At 73.2% G+C, this 22,069-nt stretch carries 19 protein-coding genes; 9 read left to right on the plus strand and 10 right to left on the minus strand.

Features of this window, described 5'->3' with window-relative positions:
* Positions 1-143 precede the first annotated feature (143 nt).
* Positions 144-590, plus strand: coding sequence for an SCO4402 family protein (locus tag ACTFAP_RS17445; RefSeq protein ID WP_390123128.1), 447 nt, complete (start codon positions 144-146; stop codon positions 588-590).
* Positions 591-711: 121 nt separating this feature from the next.
* Entirely contained in the window at positions 712-1,590 is an 879-nt protein-coding gene (gene purU / locus ACTFAP_RS17450) for a formyltetrahydrofolate deformylase (protein WP_030729220.1), read from the plus strand.
* A 27-nt stretch (positions 1,591-1,617) separates the two neighbouring features.
* On the opposite strand, the gene ACTFAP_RS17455 is transcribed toward purU, so the two are convergent.
* Entirely contained in the window at positions 1,618-3,045 is a 1,428-nt protein-coding gene (locus ACTFAP_RS17455; RefSeq protein ID WP_495681424.1) for a zf-HC2 domain-containing protein, read from the minus strand.
* Positions 3,042-3,596, minus strand: coding sequence for a sigma factor (locus ACTFAP_RS17460; RefSeq protein WP_400010329.1), 555 nt, complete (start codon positions 3,594-3,596; stop codon positions 3,042-3,044). Before ACTFAP_RS17460 ends, ACTFAP_RS17455 begins: the two co-directional genes overlap by 4 nt.
* A gap of 311 nt (positions 3,597-3,907) precedes the next feature.
* On the opposite strand from ACTFAP_RS17460, the gene ACTFAP_RS17465 reads away from it, so the two are divergent.
* Complete coding sequence (locus ACTFAP_RS17465) at positions 3,908-4,273, plus strand: STAS domain-containing protein (protein WP_390122949.1); 366 nt, start codon at positions 3,908-3,910, stop codon at positions 4,271-4,273.
* A 209-nt stretch (positions 4,274-4,482) separates the two neighbouring features.
* A complete protein-coding gene (locus ACTFAP_RS17470; protein WP_495681425.1) occupies positions 4,483-4,896 on the plus strand; it encodes an ATP-binding protein in 414 nt (137 codons plus the stop codon).
* 139 nt (positions 4,897-5,035) lie between these two features.
* Here the strand turns inward: ACTFAP_RS17470 and ACTFAP_RS17475 are convergent, their stop codons facing one another.
* On the minus strand, positions 5,036-6,205 hold the full coding sequence (locus ACTFAP_RS17475) for a flavin-containing monooxygenase (protein ID WP_500466797.1): 1,170 nt from the start codon (positions 6,203-6,205) through the stop codon (positions 5,036-5,038).
* Between the two features lie 105 nt (positions 6,206-6,310).
* Positions 6,311-6,958, minus strand: coding sequence for a TetR family transcriptional regulator (locus tag ACTFAP_RS17480; protein WP_495681427.1), 648 nt, complete (start codon positions 6,956-6,958; stop codon positions 6,311-6,313).
* 213 nt (positions 6,959-7,171) lie between these two features.
* Here ACTFAP_RS17480 and ACTFAP_RS17485 point away from each other — a divergent pair, with 213 nt between their 5' ends.
* Complete coding sequence (locus ACTFAP_RS17485) at positions 7,172-9,466, plus strand: serine/threonine-protein kinase (protein ID WP_500466798.1); 2,295 nt, start codon at positions 7,172-7,174, stop codon at positions 9,464-9,466.
* 114 nt (positions 9,467-9,580) lie between these two features.
* Entirely contained in the window at positions 9,581-10,063 is a 483-nt protein-coding gene (locus ACTFAP_RS17490) for a hypothetical protein (protein ID WP_500466799.1), read from the plus strand.
* A gap of 161 nt (positions 10,064-10,224) precedes the next feature.
* Here ACTFAP_RS17490 and ACTFAP_RS17495 read toward each other — a convergent pair whose 3' ends face one another.
* Positions 10,225-10,830 carry a hypothetical protein gene (locus ACTFAP_RS17495; RefSeq protein ID WP_495681430.1) on the minus strand — a complete coding sequence of 202 codons (606 nt, stop codon included), beginning with the start codon at positions 10,828-10,830 and terminating at the stop codon, positions 10,225-10,227.
* A gap of 141 nt (positions 10,831-10,971) precedes the next feature.
* Between ACTFAP_RS17495 and ACTFAP_RS17500 the strand changes: the two genes are divergently transcribed.
* A complete protein-coding gene (locus ACTFAP_RS17500; protein WP_500466800.1) occupies positions 10,972-12,597 on the plus strand; it encodes a hypothetical protein in 1,626 nt (541 codons plus the stop codon).
* A 310-nt stretch (positions 12,598-12,907) separates the two neighbouring features.
* Here the strand turns inward: ACTFAP_RS17500 and ACTFAP_RS17505 are convergent, their stop codons facing one another.
* The 3 genes from ACTFAP_RS17505 to afsR form a co-directional block, all read right to left on the minus strand.
* Entirely contained in the window at positions 12,908-13,210 is a 303-nt protein-coding gene (locus ACTFAP_RS17505) for a hypothetical protein (protein WP_451752386.1), read from the minus strand.
* Positions 13,211-13,382: 172 nt separating this feature from the next.
* On the minus strand, positions 13,383-13,628 hold the full coding sequence (locus ACTFAP_RS17510) for a hypothetical protein (protein ID WP_390122930.1): 246 nt from the start codon (positions 13,626-13,628) through the stop codon (positions 13,383-13,385).
* 172 nt (positions 13,629-13,800) lie between these two features.
* Complete coding sequence (gene afsR / locus ACTFAP_RS17515) at positions 13,801-16,725, minus strand: SARP-family global regulator AfsR (protein WP_500466801.1); 2,925 nt, start codon at positions 16,723-16,725, stop codon at positions 13,801-13,803.
* A gap of 158 nt (positions 16,726-16,883) precedes the next feature.
* Between afsR and ACTFAP_RS17520 the strand changes: the two genes are divergently transcribed.
* Both ACTFAP_RS17520 and ACTFAP_RS17525 read left to right on the plus strand, forming a co-directional pair.
* Complete coding sequence (locus ACTFAP_RS17520; protein WP_500466802.1) at positions 16,884-19,508, plus strand: bifunctional FO biosynthesis protein CofGH; 2,625 nt, start codon at positions 16,884-16,886, stop codon at positions 19,506-19,508.
* Positions 19,505-20,623: an ADP-ribosylglycohydrolase family protein gene (locus ACTFAP_RS17525; protein WP_390122925.1), complete on the plus strand. Its 1,119-nt coding sequence runs from the start codon at positions 19,505-19,507 to the stop codon at positions 20,621-20,623. The genes ACTFAP_RS17520 and ACTFAP_RS17525 overlap by 4 nt, the downstream gene beginning before the upstream one ends.
* Before the next feature lie 89 nt (positions 20,624-20,712).
* On the opposite strand, the gene ACTFAP_RS17530 is transcribed toward ACTFAP_RS17525, so the two are convergent.
* Both ACTFAP_RS17530 and ACTFAP_RS17535 read right to left on the minus strand, forming a co-directional pair.
* Positions 20,713-20,925: a DUF397 domain-containing protein gene (locus ACTFAP_RS17530; RefSeq protein WP_390122923.1), complete on the minus strand. Its 213-nt coding sequence runs from the start codon at positions 20,923-20,925 to the stop codon at positions 20,713-20,715.
* 193 nt (positions 20,926-21,118) lie between these two features.
* The gene (locus tag ACTFAP_RS17535; protein ID WP_436979376.1) at positions 21,119-21,991 is read right to left on the minus strand and encodes a helix-turn-helix domain-containing protein; all 873 of its coding nucleotides are present in this window, start codon (positions 21,989-21,991) and stop codon (positions 21,119-21,121) included.
* Positions 21,992-22,069 lie beyond the last annotated feature (78 nt).

The raw sequence follows: 22,069 nt of genomic DNA on the forward strand, positions 1-22,069 counted from the left end.
GAAGGCGGGCGGAGGCGGGCGGGAGCCGCCGGGGGAGCGGGAGCCGTACGGTCCCCCGGACCGCACGCCGGGCCCACAAACATACGATCTCTCCTGTGTCAGATTCGGAAACCCCTTCCCGTCGCCCCCGTCGTTCCCCCACCATGGGCGGCATGCCGCTCAACGACATGCCCTGGTGGCGTTGGCGCGCCAATGTGCGCTCGGCGCTGCATATGCTCTCGGACCCGGTCTTCCACCAGGAGTGCTGGCTGCCCGGCCTCCCCGGCTACGGCGACGTCACCGACGCCGTCTACCGGCTGGTCGAGGACACCTGGCTGGACAACTGGTCGGCGGAGAAGTACCTCGGCACCGTCTTCCGGGACACCCAGGAGGCCGCGCTGGTGGATGTGGCGGTGCTGCGCGTGCTGCGCATCATGCACCAGGTCGGCGCCGACGCCCCGGTGGCGGCGTATCTCCAGCACCACGGCTGGCCGGAGGCGGTACGGGCGGCCCGCGAGGCGCACGTGCGGCTGGCCACGGCGGACGGCGACAACCCGGACGTGCGGCCCACCTCCCTGGACGAGCTGACGGCGACGGTGGCCGCCGTCTGACCAGGAGCGGGACGGAGCGGCCCGGCGCGACCCGGTCCGGTCGGGCCCCGCGCCGGCCCGGCCCGACCGCCGTCCGGACACGGTCGGGCCGCCGCCCCGGAATGTGCCACGCTTGGGCAGTATGAATGCCGCAGCTGCCGCCGCCGCCCCCGATGAGTATGTGCTGACGCTCTCCTGCCCGGACAAACCAGGCATCGTGCACGCCGTGTCCAGCTACCTCTTCATGACCGGCTGCAACATCGAGGACAGTCAGCAGTTCGGCGACCGCGACACCGGCCTGTTCTTCATGCGGGTGCACTTCACCGCCGAGAGCGCCGCCTCCACCCCGGAGAAGCTGCGCGCCTCCTTCGCCGCCATCGGCGACTCGTTCCAGATGGACTGGCAGCTGCACCGCGCCGACCAGCGGACGCGCATCGTCCTGATGGTCAGCAAGTTCGGCCACTGCCTCAACGACCTGCTCTTCCGCACCCGCATCGGCGCCCTGCCGGTCGAGATCGCCGCCGTGATCTCCAACCACACCGACTTCGCCGAACTCGCCGCCTCCTACGGCGTCCCCTTCCACCACATCCCGGTCACCGCCGACACCAAGGCCGAGGCTGAGGCGCGGGTGCTGCGGATCGTCGAGGAGGAGGGCGTCGAGCTGGTCGTCCTCGCCCGCTACATGCAGGTCATCTCGGACGACCTGTGCAAGAAGCTGGAGGGGCGGATCATCAACATCCACCACTCCTTCCTGCCGAGCTTCAAGGGCGCCAAGCCCTACCACCAGGCGCACGCCCGGGGCGTGAAGCTCATCGGCGCCACCGCCCACTACGTCACCGCCGAACTGGACGAGGGCCCCATCATCGAGCAGGAGGTCGCCCGGGTGGGCCACGGCGTCACCCCGCAGCAGCTGGTGGCCATCGGCCGCGACGTGGAGTGCCAGGCCCTGGCCCGCGCCGTCCAGTGGCACAGCGAGCGCCGCGTCCTGCTCAACGGCACCCGCACCGTCGTCTTCGACTGAGGACCGGAGCCAGGCCCCTGCCCCGGCCTAGAGCCGCGAGAGGGCGGTCAGCGCGTTCAGCACATCCTGGATCGCCGCCTGATCGCCCTCCCCGCCCGCCGCGGCCTCGGCCGGCGACAGCCGCCCCGCCGCCAGCTGGCAGAACTCCACATCCTCCAGCGCGACCTGCGCCACCGCGTCCCGCGCCGCCACCCGCGTCACGGCGGCGGTCGGCGAGTCCAGCGGAATCCAGTAGTCGCCGCCGCCCGCGCCCTCGATCTCCAGATGCACGGTACGGCCCGGACTCCCCGCCGTCGTCAGCCGCGCCCGCGTGGTGGCGAGCCCGGCCCGGCGCCGTCCGGCGATCGACCCGGGAAGCCGCCGCGCCGTGAGATCCACCAGCAGCCGCAGATGCGACCCCAGCGGCGGCTCGTACGGGTAGTCCACCGCCCGCGCGATGTCACCGGCGTGCGTCCAGCACGCGAACGCCCGGTTCAGATACGCGTCCGACAGCGGGATCTGCGGCTCGGTGGCCGCGCCGAGCCCCGGGAAGAGACCCGGATCGCACGCCGTCGCCGGCAGCATCCGCTCCCCGGTGCGCCCGCCCTGCCGCGCGGCCGTCCGTACCAGCTCACGGCTCTGTTCCCGCCACCGCGCCCAGGCCCGGGCCGCCGCGACCCGCTCCGGCTCCGCCGCCGTCCCGCCGGCGGTGGCGGCCACCAGCCGCCACGTCGCCTCGGTCCGCTCCAGCGGATCGCCCGGCGCGCCCTCGCCCAGCGGATCGGGCAGCCCCACCGCCCGGGCCAGCAGGCCGTCCATGGCCACCAGGTGATCGAGCACCTGCGCGATCGTCAGCGACCGGCGCGCCCGTTCATCCCCCGCGAACCAGTGCACCCGCACCGGGATGTCCCATTCATCCGCGTTGATGTCGTGCAGCAGGGCGTCCAGTCGCGCCGCCTCGGCGTCGTACGGACCCGCCCAGCCCGGCACCGGCAGCACCGGCGGGCGGCGCGCCAGCGCGCTCTCCAGCACCCGGGGCCGCAGCTGCGGATCCAGATCGAGACTGCGCGGCGGCTCCAGCAGCGTCACCGCGTCCCGCAGCCGCAGCGCCTCCTCGGCGCACCGGGCGCACTCGTTGAGATGCGCCTCCACACATGCCGTCTCCGCCGGGGAGCAGGCGTCCAGCGCCCACACCCCCAGCAGCGACATCAGCTCCTGATGCGTCAGCCGCCCGTCTCCTTCCGGACCCGGTGCTGCTACGGGGTTGGGGGTGCGCTGCCCGGTGCGCTGCCGCGGTGCGGTGCTCCGCCGTGCCGGGCTCACCGGGGCGGGGCCCACCCCGGGGCCGCCGCTGCCGCCGCCCGCGCCGGGCCCGCCGCGCGGCGTGGGCACCCGGGGTGCCCCGGTGGACCCGGCGCCGCCGCCGACCGGATCCTGATCACCGGGCTCCCGGCCACCGGGCCGTGCGGCCGTCATCCGCGGTGCTCCCGTCGTACGTCGTCGGCGCCGCCATCCGGATAGGTAGCGGCGGAGGACAGCAACTGCAACCCCAGCCGCAGCCTGCGCCGCGCCTCGGCGTCCGAGATGCCCAGCTCCCTCGCCACCTCGCGGTAGTCGGTGCGCCCGCCCCTGGCCAGTTCCAGCGCCTCGCGCAGCGGCGCGGGCATGGCCGTCACGATGTAGTCGGCCCGGGCCAGGGTGGAGGCGGTACGGATCCGCTCGGCCGAGCCGGCGCCCGCGCCCTCCCGTCGGCGCAGCCGCGCCACCGCCAGCCGGTGCGCCTCGTCGGCGATCCAGGAGCGCATCGGGCCCTGCTCGGGGTCGAAGCTGTCGGGGGTCGCCCAGATCCGGCCGAAGACCTCGCGGGTCACCCGGGCCGTGGCGTCCTCGTCGGTCAGCACGCGCTGGGCGATGCCGTACGCCAGGGAGGCGAAGCGGTCATACAGTTCGGCCAGGGCCGCGGCCTCGCCGCGCTCCAGTCGCCGGCGCATGGCGCGATCCCACTCCGGCGGTGTCTCATGTGCCATCCCTGCCCCCAAGCGTTCTCACACTCGGCACAACCTCCGACCCCGTGCGTACGTCAAATGTAGTGCGAGGAACTGTTCCCGCGCGCCCCCGAACGGCAGTATGCGCCCGCTCTTTCCAGGAGGAGGGCCTTCGCGCCGGATCCGGTCCGGGTCGGATGGCCGGATGACCGGGGGCGGACGGGCGACGCAGCACCGGGACGCTTGAGACGCCGGAAAGTGGGCAGGGGCGCGGGGGAGACGCCGGTGTGGGTGTCAAGGGAAGATCGAGGGAAGACCGAAGAACCGAGGAACCGAGGGAAGAGGCCGCAGGCGTGACGTTGACGGTGGATGCGGAGTCGCGGGGCGAGTGGGCCGTACTGCGGGTCGCGGGCGAGCTCGACCTGGTGACCTCACCCGTGGTGCGCCAGCACGTCCACGACGCGGTCGCCGACGGGCGCCGCAGCGTGGTGCTCGATCTGTCGCAGGTACTGTTCTGCGACTCCTCGGGGGTGGGGGTGCTGGTCGCCTCGCGGCGGCTGATGCGCTCGTGCACCGGGCAGTTGCGGCTGATCCTGCCGCACCGGGGCGCCGAGGACGGCTCGCACGTCAACCGGGTGCTGGCCGCGCTCGGGGTGCGGCGGTTGTTCGACTGCTACCCCGACCTGGAGTCGGCGACCGCCGAGCCGCTGCCCGCCTGAGCCGGTATCGCGCGCTGTTCCGGTCCGTTCCGCTCTGTTGTGTGCGGCCATGTGCGGACCAGTGTGCGATAAAAACGCCCGGATCTCGTACAGAAGCAGTACCCCGTACTCCTTTGCGTCGGAATAAGCGGGAAGTGCTTGTTGCCCGACTCGCCCTCAACCATGCTGTGCTGCACCGAGTTTGTCCGCCGGTGGGAATGGTGTGAACGGTGCAGGTACAGGAGCAGGTGCTACGGACCCAGCTGGAGGTCGGCCCCCAGCCGTCGGAGGTACGGCGCGCGCGGCACTGGCTGCGGGAGCGGCTGGCCCGCACCGGCATGGCCGGGGAGCAGATCGACACGCTCACGCTGCTGGTCTCCGAGCTGGTGACCAACGCCGTGGTGCACACGGGCCGCCCGGCCGTGCTGCGGCTGGTGGTGCGCGAGGGCCCCTGCTGTCATCCGGTACGTCTTGAGGTGGCCGACCGCAGCGCCCTGGCGCCCCGGCCGCGCAGCGCCGACCAGGAGGACACCTGCGGGCGCGGCCTGGAGCTGGTGGACCTGCTGGCCGACCGCTGGGGCTGGCAGCAGGAGCCGGCCGGCAAGCGGGTGTGGTGCGAAGTGGACTGCCCGAGCGGGCTGTGAGCGACGGCCGTACGGCCCACACCGTAAGGACCCGCTCGCGCCGCCGAACGAATCCGGCCAGCTGTGGACGCGGCGCGGTGGCCGGAGCCGGCCGGGCGCGGTTGCCCGTGCGGGCCCGCGCCCCCGCCGCGGCGGCGGCTCAGGAACGCCGGCCGCGCGCTATCGCGGCGGCTATCCGCGGGGCGTCCCTGGCCAGTTCACGGATCATGCCGCTGATGGGGTTGGTGAAGCCGGTGAAGTACAGCCCCGGCGCCGTGGGATGGGTCTCCTTGCCGTGCACCAGGGGCCGCCCGGCCCCGTCCAGCAGCCCCAGATGCGCCACCAGCGGTTCCAGCCCGCGCCGGTAGCCGGTCGCCGCTATCACCACCTCCGGGGTGATCGCGGTGCCGTCCGCCAGCAGGACCCGGTCCCCCTCGAAGCCCTCGACGGCGCCGGTGATCTCGACCCTGCGCTTCTTCACCGCCCGGATCAGCCCCACGTCCTGCACCGGGACGGCCCCCGCCCTGGCCCGGGTGTACAGGCCGGTGGACGGGCGGGGCAGCCCGTACGGCGCCAGATCGGGCAGCAGCCGCGCCACCGGGCGCGCCGCACGGTCCACGATCCCCACCGGCAGCCGCCGGACCAGCACCCCGCTGGCCTGCGCCGGCCAGCCCAGCGTGGAGCGGCGCAGGATGTGCGGCGGGGTGCGCACCGCGAGCCGTACCCGCGAGGCCCCGCCCTTGCCGGACAGCTCGGCGGCTATCTCGGCGCCGGTGTTGCCGATGCCCACCACCAGGACATCCTTGCCGGTGTACGGGCCCGGGTTGCGGTAACGGTGCGCGTGCAGCAGTTCCCCGCCGAACTCCTCGCGGCCCGGCCAGGGCGGTATCCACGGGGTGTGGTTGTAGCCGGTCGCCACGACGACGGCCGAGGCGCGCAGCTTGCGCCCGCCGTTGGCGTGCAGCACCCAGTCGCCGGGGGAGTCCCCGCCGTTCTCCACGCGGGAGACCTCGACGCCCGCCGCCAGGTCCAGTTGGTGGTGGATGGCGTACCGCTCCAGGTAGCGCACGAAGTCGTCGCGGGAGACCCAGCGTCCGGCGGAACGCGGGATGGGCAGCCCCGGCAGGGAGGACCAGCGCCGGGTGGTGTGCAGATGGAGCCGGTCGTAGTGCCCGCGCCAGGAGGCGCCGACATCACCGGCCTTGTCGACCACGACGGCGCGTATGCCGCGCTGTGTGAGCGCCGCGGCGGCGGCGAGCCCGCCGGGACCCGCGCCGATGACATGGACCGGGGGGAGGGACACGGCTGATGCGGACTCGGACGTGGACATGGCGTTGAGGATACGCAGAACGGCTCGCGGGGACACCGGGTCCGACGGAGACAGGAACCGGCTCGCCGGCGCCCCCGCGCCGTGGAAAAGTCGCGGTACCGCCGGTCAGGCGGCCGGCTTCTTGCCGGTGACGCCCAGGTGCACCAACTGCGTCAGCGCGGGCTTGAGATCGGCCTGCTTGGCGCCCAGCGACTGCAGGCTCTTGGGCTGCGCCGAGACCGCCGCGAGCATGGTGACCAGCGAACCGGCCAGCGCCGCCGAGGAGATGGCCGTGCCGCCCCGGCCCTTGGCCTGGAGACCGTCGATGGACTCGGCCAGCGGCTTCACGATGGCGCCCTGGATCCGGGTCCTGATGCGGACGAAACGGCGGTCGCCCTCCGCCGCCCCCAGGTCGATGACGCGCAGGATCGCGTCGTGCCGGCGCCAGAAGGCGAGGAAGCCGTCGACCAGTTCCTCCGCCGTGCGCCGGCCCGCCTTGCCGGTCCACGAGCGGCCCGCGACCAGTTCGGAGAGCGCCGCGGATTCGCGGAGCGTCACCTCGGCGATCTCCAGCACGGCCGCCTCGACGTCCGGAAAGTACTGGTAGAAGGTCGCCGGTGAGGTGCCCGCCTTGCGGGCCACGTCGATCACCTTGACGTCGCGGTACGGGGAGGTGGCGAGCATCTTGCCCAGGCAGTCCAGCAGTTTCTGCCGAGTGGCCTGCCCGCGGCGGCCCGCGACCCGGCCGTCCACAGTCGTTACATGTCCTGTCATGCCGTCAGCTTATCGACGTATCCGAACGGCGCGATCCGGCCGCGTCCGAACGGGTAGCGGGGTGGTAGTGGGGCATACCCGGCCCCGGATTCGCCACTGTCAGTGGCGGAGGGAAGAATCGGTTCGACGGTCCGCCGGTGCCGTGAGCAATGAGATGCTGCTCGGGGGGCGGCATGAACGAACGAGCGTCCTGACGGGGAGGTGTCCAGCACGATGGTGCAGCAGCTGACGCAGCACGATCCGCGGCGGATCGGGCCGTTCGAGGTGCTGGGGCGGCTCGGGTCCGGCGGCATGGGGCTGGTCTACCTGGCCCGCTCGGCGTCCGGGCGCCGGGTGGCGATCAAGACGGTGCGCACGGAGCTGGCCGAGGACCAGCTGTTCCGGGTGCGCTTCACGCGCGAGGTCGAGGCGGCCCGCGCGGTCTCCGGCTTCTACACCGCCGCCGTCGTGGACGCCGACCCGCGGGCCGCCGTGCCGTGGCTGGCCACCGCCTACGTTCCCGCCCCCTCGCTGGAGGAGATCGTCAGCGAGTGCGGGCCGCTGCCCCCGCAGGCCGTGCGCTGGCTGGCGGCCGGGATCGCCGAGGCACTCCAGTCCATCCACGGGGCGGGCCTGGTGCACCGCGACCTGAAGCCGTCCAATGTGCTGGTCGTGGAGGACGGGCCCCGGGTGATCGACTTCGGGATCGCCTCCGGGGTCTCCAACACCCGGCTGACCCTCACCAACGTCGCGGTCGGGACGCCCGCGTACATGTCGCCGGAGCAGGCCCGGGACTCACGCGGAGTGACGGGCGCCTCCGATGTGTTCTCGCTCGCCTCCACGCTGGTGTTCGCGGCCACCGGGCATGCCCCGTACCACGGCGCGAACCCGGTGGAGACGGTGTTCATGCTGCTGCGCGAGGGCCCCGATCTGGAGGGGCTGCCCGACGAGCTGCGCCCGCTGATCGACTCCCTCATGACGCAGAAGCCGGAGGAGCGGCCCACCCCGGCCGACCTCCAGGCGCGGCTGGCGCCGCACCTGTTCGCCTCCTCGGGAGACGACAGCGGCTCGGCGTCCGCGTGGCTGCCCGCCGGGGCCGTCGCGCTGATCGAGGAGCGCCGGCACCGCGGGCGCGGCACGCCGGCGCCCGGCGGGACACCGCCCCCGCCCCCGCCGCCGCGCCGGGACGAGCCGCAAGCGCCGCCCACCCCGCCGCCGCCCCTTCCCCCGACTCCTCCACCGCCTGTGCCGCCTGTGCCGCAGGCCGAGGAGCCGCAGGTGCAGGTGCAGATCAAGGAACAGGCCACCGTCCGGCTGGCCGGCTCCCAGTTGCCCATCGGCCCGGGCCCGCGCCCGGCCGCCGTCCCCGCGCCCGCCCCCACTCCGGCCCCGGCGCCCGTCACGGTGCCGTCGGACTGGCGCCCCTGGCGTTTCCGCATGACCAACGACCTGTGGGGCACCCCGCTGGTCCGCGACGGGCTGCTGTACGTCACCTCCTTCGAGGTGCACGCCCTCGATGTGGCGAGCGGACGCAGACAGTTCAAGACCCGTGAGGTCGCCTGGTCGATGGCGGTCACCGGCGGGCGGGTGCTGGCCTCGGACGGCCCGAGCCTGTACGCGCTGGACGCCACCGACGGCTCCGACCGCTGGCGGGTGCCCACCGAGGGCTGGATCTACGGCCTGCGCGCCGAACGCGGCACGGTGCTGACCGCGACCCGGGGCGGCGGCGTCCAGGTGTGGGAGGCCGGCACCGGCGAGCAGCTGTGGGAGCTGTCCGGGGCGCACACCGACTTCGAGACCCGCGAGACCGCGCCCCTCATCCACGGCGGCGCGGTCTACGCGTGGGGAGAGGGCCAGCTGTACGTCCTGGAGGCGCGCACCGGCAGCGAGCTGTGGCGGTACCCGGTGGGCGACGCCACGGCCACCGGCGGCGTCCCGGTGCGGATATGCCCCACCGACGACGGGGTGGTGTACGTGACGGCCGGCTCGCGCGTGCTCGCCCTGGACACGGCGACCGGCGCGGAGCGCTGGCGCTTCGACACCCCGGCGGCCATTCTCGCGCCGCCCGCCTACGAACCGCCGTCCTCGCGGGCGGCCGGGATCTACTTCACGGACTATCTGGGTACCGTCTACGCGCTGGACCTGGCCACCGGTGACGACCGCTGGCGGATCGCGACCGAGGCGCGGCAGTCCACCGAGGCGGTGGTGGTGGCCGACGGGCTGGTGCATCTGGGCAGCGGGACGGCCATGTACACGCTGGACGCGGTGAGCGGCACCCCGCGCTGGCGCTTCGCGGCGGGCGACTCCATCGTGGGCAGCCCGGTGGTGAGCGAGGGCCGGGTGCACTTCGGGTCCGAGGACCACTGTCTGTACACGCTGGACGCGAGCAGCGGCCGGCTCACCTGGAAGCTGGAGACCGGCGGCGCCATCACGGGCAGCCCGGCGGTCTCGGGCGGCGTCGTGTTCGCGTGCAGCAAGGACCACTGCGTGTACGCGCTGGACGCCGCGCGGGGGACCCGGCAGGGCTGACCTGCTCTGCCGGACGTGCCGGCCGCCGGAGAGCGCGGCCCGGACACGGTCATCAGGGAATCGAGGGAACGGGGCACAGGGGGCATGACCATGCGGACACGGGGATCGGCGCGGGTGGCTTCGGCAGCGGCGGCGGTGGCGGCACTGCTGGTGCTGAGCGGCTGCGGCGGCGACGACGGGGCCGGCGAGGAGCCGAAGCAGCAGGACCAGCAGGAGCAGCAGGACGGGGACGAGGGCGGCTCCGACGACTCCGGGGGCTCCGCCGCCGGCGACCAGGGGGCGCACGCGGAGGACGAGGCCCGCTCGATCACGGGTGAGGGCCTGGACGGTGTGTGGGAGTCCATCGTCGACGACAACGACATCGAGACCCTCACCATCACCGGTGGCACGGTGGAGACCACCGGGCCGCTGAGCTGTCCCGGCACGGTGACGGGCACGGCGGACCCGGAGCCGGTCATCGAGCTGGCCTGCGACATCGAGAACCCCAACCGGGTGCGCGGCACCCTGGAGCTGAACGAGGAGGGCAACCGCCTGTTCATCGGCTGGGAGGGCCAGGCCTGGGGCGGCATGATCGACAGCATGATCCGCGTCGGCTGACCGTACGCACGGCACCGGACCCGCCGCCGGGCCGCCCCACCGGGCGGTCCGGCGCTGTCCGTTGGGCGCGGGCCCGGAGGGCGCCGCACCGCCCCTGGGGGCGGCCCGGCCCCGTGCCGGGCGAACGGCCGGGTCCACGGGGACCCGAACGGCGGGACCGGTTAGGCGGCGTCCCGCCCCCGGCCGCCCTCGCCCTCGTCGCCCGGCCGCCACTGCGGTCCGCGCTCCCGGGGCGGTGGGGGAGCGGCGCCGGTGCCCGGCGCGTCGCCCGCCGCCCAGGGGCCCTCGACCACCTCGCCGTGCGACGGCTCCTCCGGGTGCCGCTCGTGCCGTGGCCGGGCGTGCCGCCCCTGTCCGGAACGGCCGGCCATGGCCGCCGCCGAGAGGAGCAGCAGAAGGCCGCCGATCATGGTGCTCGCCCAGCCCCATCCCAGACCGCCCCGGCCGAAGAGGAGGCTGTCGGCGATCTGGTACTGGCGGACCATCCACAGGATGGTGAAGCCCAGCACGAGCACGGCGGAGAGCAGGGAGAGCCACCCCGACCGCAGGACGATCGCCAGCGCCGCGATGACGGCGGCCACGAGCATCACCAGGAACAGGCCGTTGAACAGGGCCGCCTTGTCCCCGGTGATTCCTGTCGTCGTGAACAATTGGGTGATCCGGAAGGAGCGGCCGGTGCGGGACCCGTACCAGGCCGCGAAGACTCCGAGCAGGGCCGCCGCCGCCCCGAGGACGGCGAGTACGGCCCCGAATGCGTTACGTACCATTTGTCGACCGTAAGCCGGTTCGAGTGACACCGCATCTCCGCGGAGCGGCTCCGCACCGGCGGCCGGACGCGGACGGACCGGCAACGCCCCTGCCGACCTCGGCTGATCCGCACCCGGGGGCACCGGCTAGGGTCAGCGGCCATGGTGCCCCTTCCGGCCGTAGCCGTACGCTCCACCCCCACCGCGCTCACGCTCGTCGCCGCCGTGGTCTCCCTGGTCACCCTGCACCTGCTGCGGCTGGCCGGGACCGTGATCGGGACCTCCATAGCCGATCTGCCCGCCCTGCTGCCGGCCGCCGCCTGCGCCGCCGTCGCCGGGCCGCTGGTGTGGTGGCTGGGCCCGCGCCACGCGCTGCCCGCCGCACTCGGCACACTCGCCGCGCTGTGGACGCTGCTCCTGGCCGAACCGGTACGCGTCACACCCGTCGTCGGCCTGGTGCTCGCCGTCGCGCTGGCCACGCTCGTCCTGGTCGTACGGCGGCTGTCCGCCGTCGCCGAGGACGGTGCGGGGCGGCTGGCGCGGGCGCTGGCGCTCGCGGTGGCCGCCGATGTGACGCTGCGTCTGTTCGGCGACCTGTGGGACCCGCTGTGGCACGGCGGCGCGCTCGCCGTCCTGCTCTCCCTGGCGCTGACCGCCCTGCTCGCCGCCGGCGCCTGGGTGGCCACCCTCGGCACCCCGCCGCCCGCCGTCGGCGGCGGCATCCAGGTGGCGCTGCTCGGCCCCGCGCTCGGCCTGTACACGGTGCTCGGCTCCCCGGCGTTCCTCGCCGTGTGGGCCGGGATCCCGGTCACGCTGGCCGGGGTGTGGATCACCATGGGCACGGCGATCGGCGTCGCGGCGCTGTCCGTACCGCTGCCGCGCGGCGTGGTGATCGTGCTGCCGCTGGCCGTCGCCTTCGCCCTGCTGCCCTCGCCGCTCGCCGCTCCCGCCGTGCTGCTGGCGCTGGCCGTCCTGCCGTACGTGGTGCGCCGGGCGCTGACCGCCTGGGAACGCACGGCGGCCACCGGGCACGGCGCGCTGGCCGACCTGGCGCTGGCCGGGGCGGGTTGCGGGGTGGGCTGTGCGCTGGTGCTGCTGCCCAGCCCGTGGCCGGTGGTGGCCGGGGCGATCGGGCTGGGCTGGGCGGCGGGCGAGGCGGTCCGTCCGGCCCGGCTGCTGCGGCCGTTCGGCCCGGTGGTGGCGGCCAGCGTGCTGCTGGCGGTGCCGCCGCTGGCCGGGGCCGCCCGCCCGGCGGCCGACCCGCTGCCGGTGGACACGGCGGGCGGCATGTACCGCGTCCTCAACTGGGATGTGGCCGGCGCCTCGCCCACCGAGGTGCTGACCGGCATCCAGGAGTCGGGTGCGCACGTGGTGGTTCTGCACGGGGTGCCGCGCGGCACCGTCGCGTCGGGGGGCCTCGACCTTCCGGCGTGGCTGGAGAAGCGGCTGTCGGCCGAGGCGGTGTGGGCGGCGGACGAGGGGGACCGGCAGAGGGGAACCCTGGTCCTCACGAGCCTGCCGGTGAGCGAGCCCGCCGCGGGGCCCTCGTACGCCGTGCTGACGGTGACCCTGACCGACGGCGAGCCGTCGAGGGTGGGTGCCGGTACGGGTCTGGGCGCGCTGCTGCGGGAGGAACCCGCGGTGCTGGCCCTGCCGCCGGCCGGGGTGTCCTCGCCGGAGGATTCCGGCTTCCACCCGGCGGGGGAGTCCCGGATCTTCGCGCGCGAGCTGCTGGAGTTCGGCCCGGCGGACACCAGCCCCCCGGCCACCACGGTCTACGTCCCCTAGGCCCCGGCCCCGGCCGGTCAACGGGCCGGTCGATCGGCCCGGACACGAAGAACGGCCCGGATGGCGCCCCCTCCACGCCACCCGGGCCGATCGGCACCGGATCTGTTCAGCGGCTCCCCCGCGTCCGCCGAACAGATCCCCCCTTGGAGACCGGCCGCGCACCCCTGTGCGGCCGGACACTGATGAGCATGACAGCCCGCCATAAACGACTGCTAAACGCGGAAGGACGGGCCCCGAAGGGCCCGTCCCCCTGCCGCCGGTACGGAGGCCTCAGCCGGTCAACGGCCCGGCCTCACCGCCGTACCGGCCGTCATTCGGCCCCGGTGACGTGGCCGTCCTCAAGGGGCCGGACACTGGTGACGTGGCCGTCCTCAAGGGGGCGAACACTGGTGACGTGGCCGTCCTCAAGGGGGCGAACACCGGTGACGTGGCCGTCCTCGAAGGGCCGGAGATCCGTGACGTGGCCGTCCTCGGCCGGGGCGTCGACTATGCGGCCCTGACCGGTGGGGGTGTTCGTCACGTGGATGTCGCTCGCCAGCGCCTGGGCCGCGGTTCCTCCGACGACCGCGGTGGCGAGGGCGAGAGTCGAGAGCACCTTCTTCGTGAAGGTCATACGTGCCTCCTGGTGATCAGTGAACGGATGGTTCCCCCGTCAGTCCCCGGCCCGGGCGCGAATCATCCCGGGTGGGGCCGTATGTGAAAGGTGCCCTCTTCGCACAGCAAGAACCGGCCGTGCGCCGCGATGCGCTGGCACACAGCCGGTCCGGGAATGCTGGAGGCGGGGCCTACCTGACAGGCTCGGAGGTGACGTGGCTGTCCTCGAGCGGCTTCACCTTGCCGCCCTTGGGCTCGGAGGTGACGTGGCTGTCCTCCAGGGGCTTCACCTTGCCGCCCTTGGGCTCGGAGGTGACGTGGCTGTCCTCGAGCGGCTTCACCTTGCCGCCCTTGGGCTCCGAGGTGACATGACTGTCCTCCAGCACGGTGGGCTCCCCCGTGACACGGCTGTCGGCCGGCTGCTTGACGTTGGACATGTGCGACTCCCCATTGACGTGCTGGTCAGAGCAGGCCGTCACCCATCCCCCTGCGGTATACGAGGCCCACCCGGCATCCCCCGTTTCGGCTGCCGCCACAGAAGATGTCAGCCGCTGATAAATGTTCGCTGAACGCCCAGATGGTACGAGTGGTACGGCCGGTTCGCCTGTTTCAGACGCTCGTGGCCGTCAGAAGGTTGCGGACGGTTTCCGCCTCCGGGCTGGAGGACTCCTCGAAGAACCTCAGGGCGTGCTCCCAGCAGGCCCTGGCCCGGTCGGAATGCCCTGTCGAGTCGAGCGCCCGGCCGAGCACGGTCAGCACCAGGGCCCGCCGCCAGTCGCCACCGATGTCCCGCAACTGCGTCAGGGAGTCCTCGGCCTTCACCGCCGCCTCCGCCGCGCCGCCCGTCTCCAGCAGCGATTCGGCCTGACGCAGCAGGGTCATGCCCACCCACAGCGGCTGCCGGTTCTCCTCGAAGATGTGGAGCGCCGTGGCGAGTTCGAGCAGCCCCTCCTGGTGCGCGCCGCGCCGGCTCAGCGCCATCCCCAGCGCGTAGTGGCCGTTGGCGAGCCGCAGCACCGATCCCAGGCCCCGGTAGATCGAGAGCGCCTGACGGGCCGTCTCGACGGCCGCCTCCGTACGTCCCTGGGCTCCCAGCGCCCGGGACAGATTGCTGAGCGCGCTGGCCTCTCCGGCGCGGTTGGCCTCGTCACGGAAGGCCGCCAGCGCCTCGGCGAAGTAGACCTCGGCGGCCTTGTGGTCGCCCTCGTACATCGCGATGATGCCCCGCTCACTGGGCGCCTGGGTCCGCACCACCGGGTCCTCGGCCGCGACACCCAGCAGCATGGCGTGCTGGGCGTGTTCGTCGGCCAGTCCGAAGCGGCCGGAGAGACTGTGGGCCAGGGTCAGCGCGAAATGGGCGCGGCCCTGGGCATGCGGATCGTCGCGCAGCCGGGCCTCGCGGAGCACCGCCTCGCAGGCCACCACGAACTGCCGGGCGTAGGCGCCCGATTCGGCAAGGCCCCGGGCGACCAGGAGCAGATCGGCGGCCGACCGCACCCGGCTGGACGCGGCCGACTGAGCGGCGCTCAGCAGCCCGCCCGCCTCGGCGAACAGCCAGTCCTGTGCCTGATCGTCGTTGTCGAAGTCCGCCGGAGCCTGGTAGGTCGTCTCCAGGTGCTCCACCAGCCGGCCGCCGGGCCGTTTCAGGGCGAAGACCTTCGCGCTCGTGGCCAGGTAGAAGTCCAGCAGCCGGGCCAGCGCGGCCTCCCGTTCCGCCGGAGGCTGCTCGTCGCGCTCGGCGCAGGCCCGCGCGAACAGCCGCACCAGGTCGTGGAAGCGGTAGCGTCCGGGAGCCGCCGACTCCAGCAGCGAGGTGTCCACCAGGGACTCCAGCAGATCCTCGGTGGTGTGCACCTCCCGGTCCAGCAGTGAAGCAGCCGCCGCCACCGAGATGTCCGGGCCCTCGGTCAGGCCCAGCAGCCGGAAGGCGCGTGCCTGCTCCTTCTCCAACTGCCCGTACCCCAGCTCGAAGGTGGCCGCCACCGCCTGGTCGCCCGCCTGGAGTTCGTCGAGCCGGCGCCGCTCGTCACTCAGCTTGCGGGCCAGCACCGACACGGTCCAGGTGCGCCGGCTGGCCAGCCGGGCCGCCGCGATCCTGATGGCCAGCGGCAGGAAGCCGCACGCCCCCACCACGTCCATCGCCGCGTCCCGCTCCGCGCCGACCCGCTCGTGCCCCACGATGCGGGTGAACAGCGTCAGCGCCTCCTCCGGGCTCATCACGTCCAGGTCCACCAGATGCGCGCCCGCCAGATCCACCATCCGGATGCGGCTGGTCACCAGCGCCGCGCAGCCCGGCGTGCCCGGCAGCAGCGGACGTACCTGGGCCGCGTCCCGCGCGTTGTCCAGCAGGGCCAGCACCCGCCGCCCGTCCAGCAGGGAACGGAAGAGACCGGACCGCTCCGCGATCCCGTCGGGGATCGCCGAATCGGCCACCCCCAGCGCCCGCAGAAACGCGCCGAGCACCGCCTCCGGCTCACGGGGCGAGGACCCGGCACCCTGAAGATCGACGTACAGCTGGCCGTCCGGGAACTGCTCGCGGGCCGCGTGGGCCACCTGCACCGCCAGCGTCGTCTTGCCGACTCCGCCGATCCCGGCGACCGCCGAGACGGCCATCACCCCGCCACCCGAGGCCGCCAGTTGCCGTCCCAGGTCGGTGACGAACGAGGCCCGCCCGGTGAAGTCCGGTACGGCGGCGGGCAACTGGGCCGGGCGCACCAGCGCCGGCACGGCCGCCGGAACATCGGCCGGCTGTGCCAGGCTCGCATCCGCGTTCAGGATCCGCTGCTGGAGCTCGGACAGTTCGGCGCGCGGTTCCACCCCCAGTTCATCGATGAGGATGCGCCGCGCGTCCGCGTACACCGCGAGCGCCTCCGCCTGCCGCCCGCTGCGGTACAGCGCGAGCATCAGCAGCTCGCGCAGTCGCTCGCGCAGCGGATGGGAGGTGGTCAGCGCGGTCAGTTCGGAGACCGACTCCGTGTGCAGCCCGGCCTGGAGCGCCACATCGAGCCGGGTCTCCAGCAGCACCACACGCTGCTCGGACAGCCGTGCCCGGTGCAGTTCGGCGTCCGGGCCCGGTACGCCGGCCAGTGTCTCGCCGTCCCACAGCTCCAGGGCCGCGCCGTACAGCTCCAGCGCCTTCGGCAGTTCCCCGGCGCCGGCCGCCGCCTCGGCCGCCGCGGTCAGTTCCGTCAGCCGGTCGCTGTCCAGCTCGTCGTCGGGGCGGCGGCGCAGCGCGTATCCGCCCAACTCGCTGACCAGGATGTCGGCGCGGGTGCCCAGCGTCTTGCGCAGCCGCGAGGCGTAGGTGCGCAGCGCCGCCACCGCCTGTTGCGGAGGGTTCTCGCCCCAGATGGCGTCCACCAGTTCCTGCGCGGTGGCCGTACTGCCGTCGCGCAGCAGCAGCGCGGCCAGCAGGGCGCGTTGCTGAGGGCTTCCGGTGGGCAGTTCGGTCTCCCCGTTCCTGGCCCGTACCGGGCCCAGCACGGCGAACCGCAAGGCGGGCGTGCGCACCGGGATCCCCTTGCCTTCGGCCATGGTGTCCTCTGCTTCTCAACCGCTCGTGAACCGCTGCTCGGGCGAACGTTGGAGTCTATCGGTCTGAACTCTCCCCGATAAAGAGTGGGTTAGACATCAGCTGAGGGCTCAAGGGGTTTCCCAGCGATTCGTCCAGCTCACGCTCGTATGCTCGAGGAATGACGACAAGCGCGCAGGGACCCGGGCAGGGACCGACAGTGAACGCGATGCGGCGCGCGCTGCGCCGGGCGGACGACGGGGTGGCCCTGGACGCCGCCGAGGCCGAAGTGCTGCTCCAGGCCCGCGGCGAGGACCTCGAACGGCTGGCGGGCGCCGCAGGCCGGGTGCGGGACGCGGGGCTCGAAGCCGCCGGCCGCCCCGGGGTCATCACCTATTCCAAGAAGGTCTTCATTCCGCTGACCCGGTTGTGCCGGGACCGTTGCCACTACTGCACCTTCGTCACCGTGCCCGGCAAGCTGCGCCGCGAGGGCCACGGCATGTTCCTGTCCCCGGACGAGGTGCTGGACATCGCCCGCCGGGGAGCCGCCCTCGGCTGCAAGGAGGCGCTGTTCACGCTCGGGGACCGCCCCGAGGACCGCTGGCCCGAGGCGCGCGAGTGGCTGGAGGCCGAGGGCTACGACGACACCCTCGCCTATGTCCGGGCGATGGCGATCCGGGTCCTGGAGGAGACCGGGCTGCTGCCGCACCTCAACCCCGGCGTGCTGACCTGGACCGACTTCCAGCGGCTGAAGCCGGTCGCCCCGTCCATGGGCATGATGCTGGAGACCACCGCCACCCGCCTGTGGTCCGAGCCGGGCGGCCCGCACCACGGTTCGCCCGACAAGGAGCCGGCCGTGCGGCTGCGCGTCCTGGAGGACGCCGGGCGCTCCAACGTGCCCTTCACCACCGGGATTCTCATCGGCATCGGCGAGACGTACGCCGAGCGCGCGGACGCGCTGTTCGCGCTGCGCCGTACCGCCCGCGCGTACGGCGGCATCCAGGAAGTCATCGTGCAGAACTTCCGCGCCAAGCCGGACACGGCGATGCGCGGCACCCCGGACGCCGAGGTGGCGGAGCTGGCCGCCACCATCGCCACCGCCCGGCTGCTGCTGGGCCCGTCCGCCCGTATCCAGGCGCCGCCCAACCTCGTCGACGAGCAGTACGCGCTGATCGTGCGGGCCGGCATCGACGACTGGGGCGGCGTCTCCCCGCTCACCCCCGACCACGTCAACCCCGAGCGCCCCTGGCCGGTGATCGACGCGCTCGCCGCCCGGACCGCGGCGGCCGGTTTCGCACTGCGCGAACGGCTCACCATCTACCCGGAGTTCATCCGCCGCGGCGAGCCGTGGCTGGACCCGCGGGTGCTGCCGCACGTGCGCGCGCTGGCCGACCCGGACACCGGCCTCGCCCGCGCCGACGTCCTGCCGGCCGGGCTGCCGTGGCAGGAGCCGGACGAGCCGCTGACCGCCTCCGGCCGCACCGCGCTGCACCACGAGATCGACACGGCGGGCCGTACCGGGGACCGCCGTACCGACTTCGACGAGGTGTACGGGGACTGGTCGGCGCTGCGCGAGGCGGCGGCCCCCGGCATGGTGCCGGAGAAGATCGACGCGGACGTACGGGACGCCCTGTCGGTGGCCGCCGACGATCCCACCCGGCTGACCGACGCCCAGGCGCTGGCGCTGCTGCACGCCGAGGGCCCGGCGCTGGACGCGCTGTGCCGCACCGCCGACGACCTGCGGCGCGAGGTGGTCGGGGACGAGGTGACGTACATCGTCACCCGCAACATCAACTTCACCAATGTCTGCTACACCGGCTGCCGGTTCTGCGCCTTCGCGCAGCGCCGCACCGACGCCGACGCGTACACCCTCTCCCTGGACCAGGTCGCCGAACGCGCCGCCCAGGCCTGGGAGGTGGGCGCCGTGGAGGTGTGCATGCAGGGCGGCATCCACCCCGATCTGCCGGGCGACGCCTACTTCGACATCGTGCGCGCGGTGAAGCAGCGGGTGCCGGGCATCCATGTGCACGCCTTCTCCCCGATGGAGGTCATCAACGGGGCGTCCCGTACGGGCCTGTCCATCCGCGAGTGGCTGATCGCCGCCAAGGAGGCGGGACTCGACTCGATCCCGGGCACGGCGGCGGAGATCCTCGACGACGAGGTGCGCTGGATCCTCACCAAGGGCAAGCTGCCGGCCGACACCTGGGTGGAGGTGATCTCCACCGCGCACGAGGTGGGGCTGCGCTCGTCCTCCACCATGATGTACGGGCACGTGGACAGCCCCCGGCACTGGCTGGGCCACTTCCGTACCCTGGCCGGCATCCAGCGGGCCAACGAGGAGAAGGGGGTGGCGGGTTTCACGGAGTTCGTGACCCTCCCCTTCATCCACACCAACGCCCCCGTCTACCTGGCCGGCATCGCCCGCCCGGGGCCCACCGCGCGCGACAACCGCGCGGTCACCGCGATGGCCCGGCTGCTCCTTCACCCCTACATCACCAATATCCAGACCAGCTGGGTGAAACTTGGGGCCGAGGGCGCCGCCGAGATGCTGCGATCGGGCGCCAATGACCTGGGAGGCACACTCATGGAGGAGACCATCTCCCGTATGGCCGGGTCGGCGTACGGCTCCTATCGCTCGGTGAAGGACCTGCGGGCGATCGCGGAGGCGGCCGGGCGGCCCTCACGGCTGCGGACCACGCTGTACGGGCCGGTCGGCGCCGAGCGTACGGAGGCGGCCCGGGCGGGCGACGGGCAACTGCCGGAGCTGCTGCCGGTCCTGGGCACGGGCACCGGCGGTGGCCGGTGACGGCGCCGGTCGCCGGCGCCATATGGGGGCGCGCGGAGCAGCAGGAGTTCCGCTCCCGCGTGCGCGGCTGTCTGCTGGGCGGGGCGATCGGTGACGCGCTCGGCGCGGGCGTGGAGTTCGACTCGCTGGAGGCGATCCGCGCGGCGCACGGGCCGCAGGGGGTGGGCGACTACGTCCCGGCGTACGGGCGGCGCGGTGCGGTCACCGACGACACGCAGATGACGCTGTTCACGGTGGACGGCCTGATCCGCGCCCATGTGCGGCGGGACACCGGCGCCTGGCACCCGCCCACCGATGTGCACGCCGCGTACCGCCGCTGGTACCGCACCCAGCACGAGTGGGGGCCCGACGAGCGGCGGGAGGGGGACGGCTGGCTGGCGCGCGAGGAGTGGCTGTACGCGCGCCGGGCGCCGGGCAACGCGTGTTTGAGCGGGCTGGCGGACGAGGCGATGGGCACCGTGGAGAAGCCCAAGAACCCCGACTCCAAGGGCTGCGGCACGGTGATGCGTTCGGCGCCGTTCGGGCTGCTGGTGGGCTGGGAGCCGCAGTTGGTGTTCCAGCTGGGGGTGGAGTGCGCCGCGCAGACGCACGGGCATCCCACGGGGCGGCTGGCGGCCGGGGCGTTCGCGGCGATCACGCACGCGCTGGTGCGCGGCGACGGCCTGGACGCGGCGGTGCAGAAGGCGCTGGTGCAGCTGGGCAGCTGGCCGGACCACGAGGAGACCACGGACGCCCTCAAACGGGCGCTGGGCGCCGTACGGCAGGGGCTGCCGTCCCCGGAACGGGTGGCGTCGCTGGGCGAGGGCTGGGTGGCCGAGGAGGCGCTGGCGATCGGCGTGTACTGCGCGCTGGTGGCCGAGGACATGGAGCACGGGCTGCTGCTGGCGGTCAACCACGGCGGTGACTCGGACTCCACGGGCTCGGTGTGCGGCAATCTGCTGGGCGCGCTGCACGGGGAGACCGCGCTGCCGCCCGGCTGGCTGGTGGAGTTGGAGGGCAGGGCGGCGATCGCCGAACTGGCGGACGACTTCGCCCTGGAGATGACGCAGGGGCCGGCGCTGCACGGCCCGGGGGAGTCGTCCGCGGCGTGGCTGGAGCGCTACCCGCGCGGCTGACCGGCCGGGGTGCCCTCCCGGCGTGGTGGGAGAGAACGGGAGGGCATCCGTACCGCTGGTGTGCCGTGCCGGCACGGTGGTGGTGCGGATCAGCGCGGCGGGAACCCGGTGGTCCGTGCCACCGCGCCGACGAACTCGGTCCAGGGTCCGGTACCGAACCCGAGCCGTGGCCCGTACGGCACTTTGGAGTCCCGGACGCTCAGCAGTGCGGGGGCGTCGGACCTCACCTCGAGACAGGCGCCGTTTCCGCCGGAATACGAGGATTTTCTCCAGGTGGGGGTGGTGCCCTGCTTCACTGCCATGGCTGCTCCGGCTCTCTCTCCCGGTGGGGGTGGGAGCGCCGCCGGGTGATCATGCGGCGGCGCATCGGAGCGACCGTACTCGTCCGGCCGGACACCTGACGGAGACCTTCACCCGACCGAATGATGAGCGCGTAATTCCCTTTACTGAAAAGGTTTTTGACACTACAATATGCGCCCGCTCGATCGCGGTGCGCTACGACGCCTGCTTGATGAACTCCGCGAGCAGCCCCTCCAGAAAGTCCCTGGTCTGCTCGGGACTGAGCGCCTGCGCCCGCAGATGCTCGTACATCACGCTGTAATGCTGCACGTCATGGGGCTTCTCCAGATAAAGATCATTGGTGACCCCCTCCAGATACACCACCGTGGAATCCGAGTTCTCCGGGAACTCCATGATCGTGTACTGCCCGTTCACCCCCGGATGCGCGCCCGCCGAGAACGGCATCACCTGAAGCGTCACGTGCGGCAGCCGTGAACAGTCCAGCAGATGCTCGACCTGACCGCGCATCGTGTCCGCGCCACCCACCGCGCGCCGGAGCGCGCCCTCGTCCACCACCGCCCACAGCCGCAACGGGACCCGGTCCTCGTGGATCCGGTGCTGACGCCGCAGCCGCACCTGCACCCGGCTCTCCACCTCCTCCAGCGCCACCTCCGGCAGCGCGCCGGCGATCACGGCCGCCGCGTAGTCGTGCGTCTGGAGCAGCCCGGGAACGATCTGCGGCTCGTACACGCGCAACGAGGACGCGTCCATCTCCAGGCCGATGTACACGCTGTAGGTGGGCGACAGTTCGGCGAACGCGTGCCACCAGCCCTGGAGCCGCGACTCGCGCGCCATCTGCATGAGGGACTCGATGAGCTTCTTGTCATCGACCTCGTACACGCCGCACAGATCGCGCACATCGCGCTGGCTTATGCTCCGGCGCCCGTTCTCCAGCCGGCTGATCTTGGACTGCGACACCAGCAGACGGTCGGCCACTTCCTCGGCCGTCATGCCTTTGTCCTCGCGGAGCCGCCGCAGTTCCTGCCCGAGTCTGCGTCGCCGGACAGTGGGATTGACATTGCCCGCCACTGACGGTGCACCTCCGTTGCGTAGATCGCGTGGATCACGTCGATCGCGTTGATCAATATGACCGGTGCTCAGCAGCCT

This window comes from Streptomyces sp. PH9007, from assembly GCF_059813725.1.

What these genes read in the sequence shown, in the direction of transcription:
- ACTFAP_RS17445 (WP_390123128.1), top strand. Translation starts at nt 144, where the DNA reads ATGGGCGGCATGCCGCTCAACGACATGCCCTGGTGGCGTTGGCGCGCC.
- purU (WP_030729220.1), top strand. Translation starts at nt 712, where the DNA reads ATGAATGCCGCAGCTGCCGCCGCCGCCCCCGATGAGTATGTGCTGACG.
- ACTFAP_RS17500 (WP_500466800.1), top strand. Translation starts at nt 10,972, where the DNA reads ATGGTGCCCCTTCCGGCCGTAGCCGTACGCTCCACCCCCACCGCGCTC.
- ACTFAP_RS17495 (WP_495681430.1), bottom strand. Translation starts at nt 10,830, where the DNA reads ATGGTACGTAACGCATTCGGGGCCGTACTCGCCGTCCTCGGGGCGGCG.
- ACTFAP_RS17460 (WP_400010329.1), bottom strand. Translation starts at nt 3,596, where the DNA reads ATGGCACATGAGACACCGCCGGAGTGGGATCGCGCCATGCGCCGGCGA.
- ACTFAP_RS17505 (WP_451752386.1), bottom strand. Translation starts at nt 13,210, where the DNA reads ATGACCTTCACGAAGAAGGTGCTCTCGACTCTCGCCCTCGCCACCGCG.
- ACTFAP_RS17510 (WP_390122930.1), bottom strand. Translation starts at nt 13,628, where the DNA reads ATGTCCAACGTCAAGCAGCCGGCCGACAGCCGTGTCACGGGGGAGCCC.
- ACTFAP_RS17480 (WP_495681427.1), bottom strand. Translation starts at nt 6,958, where the DNA reads ATGACAGGACATGTAACGACTGTGGACGGCCGGGTCGCGGGCCGCCGC.
- ACTFAP_RS17520 (WP_500466802.1), top strand. Translation starts at nt 16,884, where the DNA reads ATGACGACAAGCGCGCAGGGACCCGGGCAGGGACCGACAGTGAACGCG.
- ACTFAP_RS17485 (WP_500466798.1), top strand. Translation starts at nt 7,172, where the DNA reads ATGGTGCAGCAGCTGACGCAGCACGATCCGCGGCGGATCGGGCCGTTC.
- ACTFAP_RS17475 (WP_500466797.1), bottom strand. Translation starts at nt 6,205, where the DNA reads ATGTCCACGTCCGAGTCCGCATCAGCCGTGTCCCTCCCCCCGGTCCAT.
- ACTFAP_RS17530 (WP_390122923.1), bottom strand. Translation starts at nt 20,925, where the DNA reads ATGGCAGTGAAGCAGGGCACCACCCCCACCTGGAGAAAATCCTCGTAT.
- ACTFAP_RS17455 (WP_495681424.1), bottom strand. Translation starts at nt 3,045, where the DNA reads ATGACGGCCGCACGGCCCGGTGGCCGGGAGCCCGGTGATCAGGATCCG.
- afsR (WP_500466801.1), bottom strand. Translation starts at nt 16,725, where the DNA reads ATGGCCGAAGGCAAGGGGATCCCGGTGCGCACGCCCGCCTTGCGGTTC.